This is a genomic window from Enterobacter sp. BRE11, from assembly GCF_031844285.1.
Taxonomy (GTDB): Bacteria; Pseudomonadota; Gammaproteobacteria; order Enterobacterales; family Enterobacteriaceae; genus Pantoea.
In genome coordinates, this window is record NZ_JAUZUX010000015.1 from 62852 (window position 1) to 75883 (window position 13032).

Sequence of the window (13032 nt, forward strand, 5' to 3'; positions counted from 1 at the left end):
ATGTTTACTCCCCCAAAGGAATTTCGCGTAGTTCATGGTTAGCCATACGTCGCCAGCTGGCGGCGTCGCCCAGGGTTGGAACAGGTTCAGATGAAATGTACGTACAGCGCGCCTGCTGCAAAACGTGCAGCGTAAAGTAGTGCGGCCAGGGCGTATCCTGGGGATGCCACTGCCAGGCCCATGCCCGGTCGCGCGTGACGAAAATCGCGTTGCCCGCGCTGCCGCCTGGCTCGACCTGCGCCAGCTTGTCGCGCAGGTAGTCGCGCGTGAAGTCGGCAGGCGTGATGCGATCCACCAGATATTCCAGGTACTCTGCCGAATCGAAGCGGGAGGCCGCCATGCCGAGACGGGCGTAGACCTTCGGCATAAAGCCGTTGTGCATCATGTACCAGCGCGTGCCTGCGCTGTCGCGCAGCAGCGGATGGGCGAACGCCAGCCCCTGGTTTTTACTCAGCGTGGCGTGGCGCACATGCACCGCCAGAAAGCGGCCTTTGATGCGTTCGATATCTATATCGGGCAGCGCCTCGGCAAAGGGGCCGCTGCCGCGCAGCGTGCAAATTTCGCCGTCGTCCAGCCACAGACACCCCCAGCCGTTCGGGTGCTCTTTGATCGGGCCATCATGGCAGGCGGTTTCGCCGCAGCTCATGGCGCGCGCCGCCTCCAGCACCTGCGCCGCGTCGAACTCGCCCTGCGCCAGAATCATTCTGCACACAATAAATTTCCTTCTGAGAGGCGAGATGCCGTGCGCACCACGCTGTTGAAAACGGCCAGAATGTCGTCGCGACCGCCAGCCGACAGGCGCAGCGTGCCGAGTATGCCCGCATGGCGCGTCAGATCGGCATAGAGCGACGAGCGCCGCGACACCTGTAAGCCAGCAAAGGTCAGCGGCGGCAGTAGCGCCCCCTGACGATGTTCAGCAATCCAGCTTTCCGCCTGGCGCAGCTGCGCTGGCAGGCGCAGACGCAGCTGGCCGACGGCGCGTGGCGGCGCGGCGAAGCGCAGCGCGGGCATCTTGCCACCAGCTTCAAGCCGAAACGCGACGGCTACCCAGTCGATGCCGGTCGCCTCTTCGACCAGGCCAGGCACCCCCATGCCCGAAAGACGGAAGCCCATTTCAAGAAAGTGCGGCACACCCTCCACCACAATAAAATCGATATGAAAGGCGCCGAGCCGGTAGCCAAAGGTTTCACAACAAAATGTCATCAGGCTAACGAATGGGGGCGGCAGCGTCTCGGCGGCAACAGCGACGTGGCCCGATTCGTAAAAACTGACGCCGCCCTGGGCGTCGCGATGTTGCTCGATCACCTTCTGGCAGCAGGTCAGAGCGTGCGGATGGCCGTCGTGCACCACGCCCTGCAGCGAATATTCGTCGCCGTCCAGCCAGCTTTCGACAATAAACCCGCTAAAGCTGCGGCCGCCGTAGTTCATGGTCTCTTCCAGCATCTGCACCACGCCTGCCAGCCGTTCGGGCGCTTCCACCAGCCAAATCCCCAGGCCGCCGCCGCTGTCTACCGGCTTGATCACGCAGGGATAGATCAGCGCCTGATGGGCGTCGAGAATGCTGAGCGGCGAGGCAAAAAAACGAAACTCTGGCTGGGGAAAGCGCGGCCAGGCTTTTTTCAGCGCCATCCGCTGGGCATATTTATCCAGTGGAATGAAGGTGCGCGGCGCATCGGGTCCGGCCAGAATTTCCCGCACGCGTCCAGCGCTGGCGTTGTAGGCTTCAAACCCGGCCAGCACCACGCGCGGATGCTCCAGCAGCCCGGCGTGCAGGCAGGCCTGTAGCACTTCCCAGGGATTTTCCGGCCGATCGAGGCGAACGATCAGATCAAACGGCAGCGTCAGGCTGAGCGACTGGTAGTCAATGAAATCGCTCATCTCCGCCAGCACGGTAAAGTAGCCGTCGCGCTTCGCCACCTCGCAGTAGGGATTCTGGCCATCGCGCGTGGCGCCTATTTGCAGGAAAATTTTTCTCATCGCCTCGCCTTACCGGGATCAGCGCCCGGAGATCACTTCGGTCACGGTATCCTGCAGGACGCCGTGATTTACCTGAATCACCGCCTTATGCGGATCGAAGCGCAGCACGCGCGACAGCGGATCGGCGCTTTTGCCCTCCAGCAGCGAGCTGACCTGGCGGCTCTGCCAGCAGTGACGTAACTGATCGATGTCCAGTCCGGAAAGCTGGCCGAGCCGCTGCGCCAGCGCCGCGTCGTCGCGCTTGCCGGCAAGCAGCTGGCGAATCGCCACCTCATCCAGCCCGATCTGCTGCTGCGTCAGCCAGCTATGCAGCTGGCTGCCCTGGGCGATAAAGGGCGAATAGATCATGCAAACCAGCTGGGTTTCGTCGAGGCCGAACGCCTCGACGGCAAAGCGTGCCGCGCGCTGGCGCTGCTGTTCGATAGCGGCATCGTCCTGATAGCGCGCCGCCATCTCGGCGATCAGCTGCGGCGGAAAGGCTTTCTGCGCCATCAGCCCCAGCGCAAAGCGGACATATTCGCGGATGCCTTCTGCGTAGCTGCGCTGCAGCAGGGTTTCCGCGCGCAGGCCGCGAATGTGCGCCATCAGCGTCGGGTTGCCGCAGTCCGATTCGGAAAAGCTGAACATCAGCGGGTCGAAGCGGAAACGCATAAAGTCGTTGAGCAGCGCCCAGTGCGCGCCAGCTTCGTAGGCGGTGTCCTGATAGATATTGAAGAACAGCGGATCGCGCGTCAGCTGATGCATGATGCGGCGTGCGGGCGTGACCGCCGCCTCGCCGTGGATAGCGGCCGAGTAGCGATGGGCGACGCCATCGAGCGTCTGCAAAAAGCCGCGAAAGCCCCGATCTTTCTCCGCCGCTGGCGCCTCGAACAGGCGCGACAGGTGCCGCGCCCACGCGACATAGGCGGTCTGCTCCTGGGGCGAATCGCCGGTGATAATCATGTCCACGCCGCCGTTATAGTGCGCCGCCAGGCCGAACGAGTTGACCATGCTGAGGTTGCAGGCGTTGCAGAAGGTTGAGCGCGCGTCAGCGCGAAAGCGGTGGCCGTTCATCAGCACGTCGCTGCGGTTTTGCTGGCGCACCGGCTCGGGCAGGGAGAGATGACGTTCGAAAGGGCGGATCTGCTGGCCGTCGACGATCAGGCTCTCGACGAAGGCGTCATGGTGAATAGCCAGCGCGCGGTAAACGCGGTCGATATTCTCCATCACGCTGTCGCTCATGGCGGCGTGGCGGTTGGTGCTGATGCGCAGCAGAAAGGTGTCACCGCGCTGCTGCCAGATTAACCCCTGAATGTAACGCACATAGGCCACCATATAGCTGCTGTCTTTCCCACCGCCGTAGGCAAGCAGAACGCGATTGCGCGACAGCTGCTCGCTATCCGGCAGCGCGGCAAGCAGGCGATGAGAGCACCGTTTAGCAGAATCGATGATTGCTGGCGTCAGATAGCCTTCGATTTCTCTCATCATGGTGGACAGATTATTCATTTTTCGCGTTTTCCTTTGGCTGATAAATTCGTTTAAATGCATGGAACCTACTGATTCCATGAAAAACAGGCCATTAAGCGGTGTAGCAATGAATGCCGAAATGCAGGCAGACGACAGGGCGCCGGACGCCGAAAGCGGAGCGGCCACGCGTCATCAATAATTAAGAGATGCAGCCTAAAGTACTTTGAATGTACTCTCTTGAATACGCACAGATCAGTACGATATGGGGTGGAACAGATGCCCGGTGAAACGGACGAGCAGGAGAGTCAGAGCAGTCGTTACCGCCAGATAGCCGAGCAGATCAAGCAGGCTATCCGCAGCGGATCGCTGCTGCCCGACAGCCGGTTGCCCTCGGTACGCACGCTGGCGACGCAGTACAGCGTCAGCCTGACGACTGCGCTGAAAACGCTGCGCACGCTGGAGGATGAGCGTTTTGCGGTGGCGAAGCCGAAATCGGGCTTTTTCGTCGCGCCGCGTCTGGCGCACAAAGAGGTAGCGCCGACGACGCTGGCGCAGCCGCGGCTGGTGGCACCGCTGGATGAACAGACGGAGATGCACCTGGCGATCCTCGGCTCGGAGTGTCGCGTTCGTCTCGACCTGGCGAACGGCGACAGCTCGCTCTATCCGGTGAAAAAGATTGGGCTGCTGATGCGCCAGATGGGATACAGCAAACCGGCGCTGTTGGGCAACACCGTTAAAGGCACCGGCTATCTGCCGCTGAAGCATGAAATCGCGCGTCGCGCGGTGGAGTATGGCTGCACCATCAGCGCCGACGATATTCTTATCACCAACGGCTGCATTGAGGCGGTGTCGCTGTCGCTGCGCGCCACGCTCAGGCCCGGCGATGTGGTGGCGGTGGAGTCGCCCTGCTACTTCGTGCTGCTGCAGATGCTGCATAATCTTAATCTGCGCGTCATTGAGGTCGACGCCGGGCCGGAGGGCTACGTCGACGTCGAAAAGCTTACCGCGCTGTTCCGCCGCAGGGCGGTGCAGGCCTTTCTTACCATCAGCAACGTCAACAATCCGCTCGGCAAATCGATCCCCAACGAACAGAAGGCCTATATCGCCCGCCAGGCCGATGAAAATGATGTGGTGATCGTCGAAGATGATATTTTTGGCGATACCGCGTTCGGCGAACGGCGGCCTTTTCCGATGCGCGCCTTTAGTCCTAACGCCATTCTGTGCAGCGGCTTTTCCAAAACCGTTGCGCCCGGCATCCGCATTGGCTGGGTGCACAGCGTCAACTACATGCGCAAGATCGCGTCGCTGAAATATACCTCGACCATGGGCACCTCGACCCTGTCGCAGGCGGCGATTGCCGAGCTGCTGCGCAGCGGCGGCTATGACGCGCATCTGCGCAAGCTGCGGCGCGAGCTGGCCGGACAGATTCAGCAGATGCGTCAGTCGCTGCTGCGCGAGTTTCCGGCGGGCACGCGCGTTTCGGATCCCGAGGGCGGTTATGTGCTGTGGGTCGAGATGCCGCACCGCGCGCTCAACGTGCGTGCGCTGTTTCTCAAGGCGCGCAACGCCGGCATCGGCATCGCGCCGGGCCATATTTTCGCCACCGACGATCGCTACGACCACTGTTTTCGGCTTAACGCCGGTTTCGGCTGGAATGAAGAGGTTGAGCAGGCGATCCGCCAGCTCGCGCAGTGGTGCCGGGCGTCGCTGCTGGAGGCGAAAGAGGGGTAAGAACTAAAGCAGACGATCCGTTTTACGTTTTTTGGCGCGCTTCACGTTGGTTTTGGTAAATACGTTGTTAGTCGCAGCGCTGCGGGTAAGCGACGCGCTGATGGCGTCGCGCAGTTCAGGATAATCGCCAAACAGCGTCTGATCGGCGAGTCGATCATTAATGATATCTGCGAATTCGTCGATTATTGCGCCGGGCTTAACGATTTTAAGCTGTCGGCCAAATTTAATCAGGCCATCTCTGTCTGGAAAGCTTTTGCTTTTGTTCATTTTCAGCGCAAGGTCGTTGTCCGTGGTGGGGTAGATATGCGTATTCACCACATCGTAAAGAGGAGAGAGAAAAGGAGAGATCGATATTTCCGCATCATACATAAGCGAAAAATTCTTCAGATGAGCATCGCCATTGCCGACCATGCAGCTAAATAAAACGTACCGCCAGTAGCGCTCGACCTGCGCCTGGTCGCGGGTAAACAGGCTAACGATTTTTCCGCCAGCCTCATAGGAGCCGCAATATTTTTGTTCGGACGAGCGGTCTGATAAAACGCAAAAATCTTCCATGGCAATACGCCGCTCTCGGCCGATATCAAACCGCTCCATAATAAAAAGTTCTTTATTATCTGAAAGCCAAAAGTCGGCGACGGGCAAACCACAGGCCTTTGCCAGCGACATGCAAATAAATTCATTTTCAGCCAGTCTGGGATACTCTTCATCGCCGGTTTTGGCGATGAGATTAGGGTAAAGCAGCGTGCCGCGGTTTTCCGTTCCGATAGCTTAAGCGCTGCTCGGGCTGCATGGTCAGCGAGACAAAGCGGCTGTCTGAAGCAGAGTAGGTAAAGTTATAACTGCCGTGTTCATGGGTCAGCTTTCCGGCGTATTGGTTTCCGCTATATACCTCAATCTGGCGGAGAGGACGCGAGAGCTGGCGCAAGTCAGTCATCGTTAAATAATCCATTAAGCTCATCTAACTGTGGCACGTTTAATGACTGGACGGTCAACACAAGGTCGAGCGCGGTCAGGTAAAGCGTCAACGCCTTCAGAGATCCGCTATAGCGGCCGTTCTCAATGGCGGAGATCACGCTGCGATGTACGCCAGCACGCTCGGCCGCGACCTGCTGCGTCCAAGCGCGGGCCTTACGCCGTTCAAGACATTTCAGGCCAATAGCATGCATACCATTTAGCATAGAACCTCTTTTGTCGCTATATAATGACAAAGCGCATATAAAAGCCAATTTGTCATTATATAGCGACAATTTCAAGCGACAGTCTGTTAATGCGCACCGGTCAAACCGGCGCGCCTCTAAAACCGCGAATTACCGCTGCTCCGCAAACGCCTTTTCAACTTCTTCCGCCAGAATCTGCACCGCGCGCTCAATCTTCCCGGCGTCCGGCACATAGTTCATGCGCATGCACTGGTGGGTGTGCGGCCACGCCTGCTCCAGACCGGGAAAGAAAAAGTGTCCCGGCACCATCAGAACGCCGCGCGCCTTAAGCCGCTGGTAGAGCGCCTCGGTGCTGATCGGCAGATCGCAGAACCACAGCCAGAGGAAAATTGCGCCTTCCGGCTTGTGGATCAGACAGCGCTCCTGCGGCAGATAGCGGCGAAGAATGGCAATGGTTTCGGTCACTTTGGCCTGATAGAAAGGCTTAATCACCTCTTCCGACAGCCGCAGCAGATCGCCGCGCTGGATCATCTCGGCGGCGATAGCGGGGCCAATGCTGCCTGGCGCCAGGCTGATAATGCCGTTCATATTGCTGATGGCGCCGATGGTCTTTTCGTCGGCGACAATAATGCCGCAGCGCGCGCCGGGCAGGCCGAGCTTAGACAGGCTCATGCAGAGAATAATATTGGGATTCCACAGCGGGCGCGCGTCGCTGAAAATAATGCCGGGGAAAGGCACGCCGTAGGCGTTATCGATCAGCAGCGGCACATCGTGCTGCTGCGCCAGCGCGTCAAGCTGCATCAGTTCGTCGTCAGTCACCACGTTGCCGGTCGGGTTGGTGGGGCGCGATACGCAGATCAGGCCGATATCGTCATGCATCGGCAGATGTTCAAAATCGACGTGATACTTAAACTGGCCTTCCGGCAGCAGCTCAATATTGGGCTTGGCCGAAACGAACAGCCCTTCGTCCAGTCCGGCATCGGCATAGCCCAGGTATTCCGGCGCCAGCGGAAAGAGCACGCGCTTTTTACTGCCGTCGGCGCGGTGACCGGCGAACAGGTTAAACAGATAGAAAAAGGCGCTCTGGCTGCCGTTGGTCAGGGCGATATTGTTTGCGGTCACCGGCCAGCCCAGCTCGCTGCTGAGCAGCGTCGCCAGCGCGTTGAGCAGCGTGGCCTTGCCGCGCGGGCCGTCATAGTTGCAGAGCGCTTCGCTCAGCTTGCCCTCGTCATGCATCTGCTGCAGCAGCTGCTGAAAATAGTCATTCATCGCCGGGATCTGCGCCGGATTGCCGCCGCCGAGCATAATAGTGCCGGGCGTGCGCAGCCCTGCGCCCATATCTTCCATCAGACGTGAAATGCCGGTGTGCTGGGTAAATTTGTCGCCGAACTGAGAAAAAGACATATATAGACGTTAACAACATGTGACGAATGGGGAATCAACGATAACGCCCGCCAGCGGCGGGCGCAATGGGAAGGGCGGATTACTTGAGAATGTCTGGGTTAACGCAGTTCTTTTCCACCTTGCCGGTTAACGCGGCGATCAGGTTCTCCACCGCATCCTGCGCCATGCCGTAGCGCGTCTCATGCGTGGCGGATCCGATGTGCGGCAGCGCCACCACGTTAGGCAGCGAGAAGAGCGGCGATGCGGTCAGCGGCTCCTGCTCGAACACATCCAGGCCCGCCGCGTGGATGGTGCCCGCTTTCAGCGCGGCGATCAGCGCCTCTTCGTCCACCACCGGACCGCGTCCGGCATTGATCAGGATGGCGCTCGGCTTCATCAGCTTTAGCTGCGCCGCGCTGATCATATGGTGCGTCTGCTCAGTCAGCGGCAGGCTGATGCAGACAAAGTCGCTCTCTTTCAGCAGCGTCTCCAGGTCGCAGCGCTGCGCACTAAAGCGCGACTGCGCCTCTTCATGTTCGCGGCGCGCGTTGTAGAGCACCTTCATGCCGAAGCCGAAGTGCGCGCGCTGCGCCAGCGCCATGCCGATGCGGCCCATGCCGAGAATGCCGAGGGTCTTGTGGTGCACGTCGATGCCGAATTTGTCCGGCCCGATACTTTTGTTCCACTGGCCCGCTTTCACCCACGCGTCCAGCTCGGTTACGCGGCGCGCGCTGCTCAGCACCAGCGCCATCATGGTGTCGGCCACCGTTTCGGTCAGCACCGTCGGCGTATGCATTAGCAGCACATGACGCTGGTTAAGCGCCTCGACGTCGAAGTTATCGTAACCGACCGATACGGTCGAACAGGCGCGCAGCTTTGGCATTTTCGCCAGCAGTTCGCCATCGACCTTGCCGCCGGAGCCAATCAGCCCTTCGGCCTGCGCCAGCGCGTCAGCGTGCTGCTGCTGGCTCTCCGGCGACAGATCTTTGATTTCGGTTACGCTGAAATGAGCGTCGAGCCGGGCGCGCAGATCGTCCGGCAGGCTTTTATACAGAATCACGGATGGTTTCATCGTTCGCTCCCTGTAAAACGTGTGACGGGCGACACGCAGGTCGCCCGGAGAAGAGGGTCAGCGCTTACGCTTTCAGGCGTGTTTCGCGCCGTGCAGCGGCGGCGTTTTGTTTTCGGCGGGCTTGACGATGAGCGTCAGCCACACCGAGACCAGCAGCGCTGCGCCCATAAAGATATAGGAGGCCGCCGGACTACCCGTCGCTCCGTTAAGATAGCCGACAATCCAGGAACCGACGAACGAACCCAGCGCGCCCATGCTGTTGATCAGCGCCATCGCGCCGCCTGAAACGTTGCGCGGCAGCATTTCCGGAATGATGGCGAAGAAGGGACCATAAGGCGCATACATGGCGCCGCCTGCAATCACCAGCAGCGCGTAAGAGAGCCAGAAATTGTCGGAACCGACCAGATAAGAGCCGAGGAACGCCAGCGCGCCGATTAGCAGCAGCGGCCAGACGAAGAGCTTACGGTTCTGCATTTTGTCCGACGCCCAGGAGACGACGATCATCGCGATGGTCGCAGCCAGATAAGGCACCGCCGACAGCCAGCCCGCTTCTACCATGCCCATCTGCGTGCCGTTGCGCAGAATCGACGGCAGCCACAGCACGAAACCGTAGACGCCGATGCTCCAGGCGAAATATTGCATGCAGAGCAGAATAACGTTGCGGTTGCGGAACGCCTCGCTGTAGTTGCGCACCGCCTTGATGTTCTCCTGCTCTTTTTTCAGCTGGGCGGCGAGCGCGGCTTTCTCTTCGCTGCTCATCCAGCGCGACTGTTCAGGCTTATCCTGCACCATAAACCACCAGGCAACGGCCCAGATCACCGCCGGAATCCCTTCGATGATAAACATTTCGCGCCAGCCGAACGCGTCGATCAGATAACCAGAGACCACCGACATCCAGAGCACCGTCACCGGGTTGCCGAGGATCAGAAAGGTGTTGGCGCGCGAGCGCTCCGATTTGGTAAACCAGTTGCTGATATAGATCAGCATCGCGGGCATCACTGCCGCTTCCACCACCCCGAGCGCGAAGCGGATCGCCGCCAGCATCGGGATGTTGCTGACCACGCCGGTTAGCGACGCGCAGACGCCCCACAGCACCAGGCACCAGAAAATCAGTTTTTTTACGCTGCGGCGTTCGGCATAGACCGCACCGGGGATCTGGAAAAAGAAGTAGCCGAGAAAGAAGAGCGCGCCCAGCAGCGAGGACATGCCCTTGGTGATGCCCAGGTCGTCGTTGATGCCGGCGGCAGAGGCGAAGCTAAAGTTTGCGCGATCCAGATAGGCCAGGCTGTAGGTGATAAACACGATGGGCATGATATACCACCAGCGTTTCGGCGCGATTGTCTGCGTTTTCATGCGGTTCTCCTCTGATATTGCGGTTCGGATGCAGGCTTAGAAATCGCCTAACTCGCTGCGTGTGGGCAGCCCTTCGCTGTCGCCGATCACCTGAATCGCCAGCGAACCGATTCTGTTGCCGCGCTTAATCGCCTGCGGCAGCGTTTTCCCTTCCAGCAGCGCGCTGATCACGCCAACGGCGAAACCGTCGCCCGCGCCAACGGTGTCCACCACGTTCTCGACGCGGATCGCCTCAACCTGGCCCTGCTCGCCCTGGGCGGTTTTATACCAGGCACCGTCGCAGCCGGTTTTAATCACCACCGCCTTCACCCCTTTATCGAGGTAGAAATCGGCGATCGCTTCCGGCTGGCGGTAGCCGGTCAGGATATAGCCCTCTTTTTCGCCCGGCAGCACCCAGTCGGCGTACTCCGCCAGGTGGTTGAGCTGCTGGCGCATCTCCTCTTCGCTGCGCCACAGCACCGGCCGCAAATTAGGATCGAAAGAGATGGTTTTGCCGCGTGCGCGCATCTCTTTCGCGCTGTGTTTCAGCAGCGCCAGCGAGCTGGCAGAGAGCGCCGCCGCGACGCCGCTGAGATGCAGATGGCGCGCGCCGCCGAAGTAGTCGCTGTTAAAATCCTCGACGGAAAGGTGGCTGGCGGCGGAGCCTTTACGGAAATATTCCACCAGCGGATCGGAGCCGTCGTCGACTTTGGATTTCAGCTGAAAACCGGTGGGGTAGCGCGCATCTTTCGTCACCTGACGGCGATCGACGCCTTCGCTCTCCAGCACCTGGCAGATAAAGCGGCCGAAGCTGTCGTCGCCGACGCGGCTGACCCAGCCGACCTTCAGACCGAGACGCGCCAGACCGATAGCGACGTTAAGCTCCGCGCCCGCCGCCCGCTTGATAAACGTTTCAGCGGCGGCGAGATCGCCGGTTTCACGCGCCACGAACATCGCCATCGCCTCGCCGATGGTGACGACGTCCAGCGCGCCGTTATGCAGAGTAGTCATCTTCTCTCCTTACAGCGTGCGCAGCAGCGACACGTAGCGGCGGGTTACCGCCAGCAGATCCTCGCCTTCCAGCGGGAATTCGATGCCGCGCGGCGCATTATCCGGCAGCTGGCGCAGCAGGTCGCGCCAGTCCGCTTTCGCCTCGTCCAGCGCCACCGCGCGATAGCTGTCGCCGTGCGGTTCGGCCGCCTTGACGTGAATATAACGCACGAAGCGCCCAAGCTGCGTCGCCGCCGCCTGCGCGTTCTCCTGCGTCCAGAGCCAGTTGCCCATATCGAATGTCATCGTTACCGGCAGGTTCGCCTGCTCCGCCGCCTGGAAAAAACGCAGCGAAGGCGCGAGCTTGCCGTTATCGGTTTGAACGTTTTCTACCGCCAGCTCCACCGGATAGCGCTCGGCAAGCGCGCGTAAATCCGCGCCGTGCAGCTCGCCGTTGAATCCGCCCAGCGCCAGTTTGAGACGCTGCGCGTTCAGCTGCAGCGCTTCTTTAAGGTAGCTCTCCAGCTGGGGATTTAGCGCGCCGTCGTCACAAAACAGCGTGTCGGGCACCGAGTAGCTGGCGCGCAGCTGATGTTGCTCGATAGCCTGGGCCAGCGCAGGCAGGCTGGCGAGCGCCGCGCTGTCGAAGAGTTCGCGGCGGATTTCGACGCCGTCGGCACCGGCCTGCTGGATCAGCGGCAGCAGCGCCTGCTGACCGCCCAGCGCAGCGACCTGCTGTTGTCCGTAGGCGGCGGTCACCACAATAATTTCAGCGTTCATCGTTACCCCTGGAATGCGCATTAAGCAAAATTTACAGAGAAAACGTTAGTTGGAACCGGTTCCAAAGCAAAGAGGCAGAGGCTGAAACTATGATCGTGCTCACGAAGCGAGCACGAGGGAGAGAAAAGAAGGGGGATCAGGTGAGGGGCCGGCTGGAGCCGCGCACCACCAGCTCGCCAGAGAAAACCTGTTCGGCTGCGGGACCGGCGCTGCCATCAATGCGGGCTATCAGCCGCTCCAGCGCCGCATAGCCGATTTGCCACGTTGGCTGCCGCAGCGTGGTGATGCCGACGCCAGCCAGCGCGGCCCACTCCAGCTCGTCGAAGCCGAGCAGGCCGATATTTTCGCCCCAGCGCAGGCCGACGCGCTGCATCGCACGCGCAACCTGCAGCGTCATGGCGCCGTTCGCCACCATCACCGCCGCGCGCTTTCCGCGTTGGCGCCGCGCGTAGTCCAGCAGCAGCGCATCCAGCGCCGCAGGCTGATGCAGCGGCACCTCGGCGTTCTCATGGGCAATCTGCGGCCAGGCGGCAAGGCGCTGACGGAATGCCTGCAGGCGTTCGCGGCGCGTATTAACGCTGCCCAGCGGCTCGCTCAAAAACAGCAGCGCTTCATAGCCGTTATCAAGCAGATGCTGCGTAGCAATCTCCGCGGCTTCGGCGTTATTCAGGCCGACGACATCGCAGGCAAAATCGGGAATTTTTCGGTCGATCAGCACCATCGGCAGCAGCGACTGCTGCAGGCGGTTCAGCGCTTCTTCGCGCATGCCAACGGCATTCACCACCACGCCCTCTACCTGATAGCTGCTCAGCAGCTGCAGATAGTGCTGCTCCAGATCCACTTCATTGTTGGTGTTGCACATCAGCAGCGTAAAGCCGCGCTCGCGGCAGGCGGCTTCAATGCCGCACATCACGTCGACGGAATAGGGGTTGGTGATGTCTGCGATGATCAGCCCGATGAGTCGCGTGCGGCCGCGCTTTAGCCCGCGCGCCATCTGGCTGGGGCGATAGTCGAGCTCGGCGATCGCCTGTTCAATGCGGGACTTTAAATCGGCGGAAAGAAGATGCTGCTCGCCGTTGAGATAGCGAGACACGCTGGTTTTACCGGTTCGCGCGCTGCGAGCGACATCGCTAATGGTGGCGCGAGGCGGTCTGTTCTTCATGT

12 protein-coding genes are annotated in these 13032 nt (G+C 60.4%); 1 reads left to right on the plus strand and 11 read right to left on the minus strand.

The features are described from left to right. Positions 1-4 precede the first annotated feature (4 nt). From Q9R34_RS16290 to Q9R34_RS16300, 3 genes are read right to left on the minus strand one after another with little or no spacing between them, the layout of a single operon-like run. Positions 5-703, minus strand: coding sequence for a class II glutamine amidotransferase (locus Q9R34_RS16290; protein ID WP_485895110.1), 699 nt, complete (start codon positions 701-703; stop codon positions 5-7). Continuing rightward, a complete protein-coding gene (locus tag Q9R34_RS16295) occupies positions 700-1977 on the minus strand; it encodes an ATP-grasp domain-containing protein (protein ID WP_485895016.1) in 1278 nt (425 codons plus the stop codon). The genes Q9R34_RS16290 and Q9R34_RS16295 overlap by 4 nt, the downstream gene beginning before the upstream one ends. A gap of 18 nt (positions 1978-1995) precedes the next feature. Further along, positions 1996-3462, minus strand: a complete 1467-nt coding sequence (locus tag Q9R34_RS16300) for a hypothetical protein (RefSeq protein WP_485895018.1) — start codon at positions 3460-3462, stop codon at positions 1996-1998. Positions 3463-3699: 237 nt separating this feature from the next. Between Q9R34_RS16300 and Q9R34_RS16305 the strand changes: the two genes are divergently transcribed. Continuing rightward, complete coding sequence (locus Q9R34_RS16305) at positions 3700-5154, plus strand: aminotransferase-like domain-containing protein (RefSeq protein WP_485895020.1); 1455 nt, start codon at positions 3700-3702, stop codon at positions 5152-5154. Positions 5155-5157: 3 nt separating this feature from the next. Here the strand turns inward: Q9R34_RS16305 and Q9R34_RS16310 are convergent, their stop codons facing one another. From Q9R34_RS16310 to Q9R34_RS16345, 8 genes are all read right to left on the minus strand, one after another. Beyond that, the gene (locus Q9R34_RS16310; RefSeq protein ID WP_485895112.1) at positions 5158-5919 is read right to left on the minus strand and encodes a HipA domain-containing protein; all 762 of its coding nucleotides are present in this window, start codon (positions 5917-5919) and stop codon (positions 5158-5160) included. Positions 5920-6080: 161 nt separating this feature from the next. After that, entirely contained in the window at positions 6081-6332 is a 252-nt protein-coding gene (locus Q9R34_RS16315; RefSeq protein WP_485895022.1) for a helix-turn-helix domain-containing protein, read from the minus strand. 129 nt (positions 6333-6461) lie between these two features. Then, positions 6462-7715 carry a valine--pyruvate transaminase gene (locus Q9R34_RS16320; protein WP_485895024.1) on the minus strand — a complete coding sequence of 418 codons (1254 nt, stop codon included), beginning with the start codon at positions 7713-7715 and terminating at the stop codon, positions 6462-6464. Between the two features lie 79 nt (positions 7716-7794). Continuing rightward, positions 7795-8766, minus strand: a complete 972-nt coding sequence (gene ghrB, locus Q9R34_RS16325) for a glyoxylate/hydroxypyruvate reductase GhrB (RefSeq protein ID WP_434126167.1) — start codon at positions 8764-8766, stop codon at positions 7795-7797. A 72-nt stretch (positions 8767-8838) separates the two neighbouring features. Further along, positions 8839-10119, minus strand: a complete 1281-nt coding sequence (locus Q9R34_RS16330; protein ID WP_434126165.1) for an MFS transporter — start codon at positions 10117-10119, stop codon at positions 8839-8841. A gap of 36 nt (positions 10120-10155) precedes the next feature. After that, a complete protein-coding gene (locus Q9R34_RS16335; protein ID WP_485895026.1) occupies positions 10156-11109 on the minus strand; it encodes a sugar kinase in 954 nt (317 codons plus the stop codon). A gap of 9 nt (positions 11110-11118) precedes the next feature. Beyond that, a complete protein-coding gene (locus Q9R34_RS16340) occupies positions 11119-11868 on the minus strand; it encodes a sugar phosphate isomerase/epimerase family protein (protein WP_485895028.1) in 750 nt (249 codons plus the stop codon). A 136-nt stretch (positions 11869-12004) separates the two neighbouring features. Next, positions 12005-13030, minus strand: a complete 1026-nt coding sequence (locus Q9R34_RS16345) for a LacI family DNA-binding transcriptional regulator (RefSeq protein ID WP_485895030.1) — start codon at positions 13028-13030, stop codon at positions 12005-12007. Positions 13031-13032: the final 2 nt, after the last annotated feature.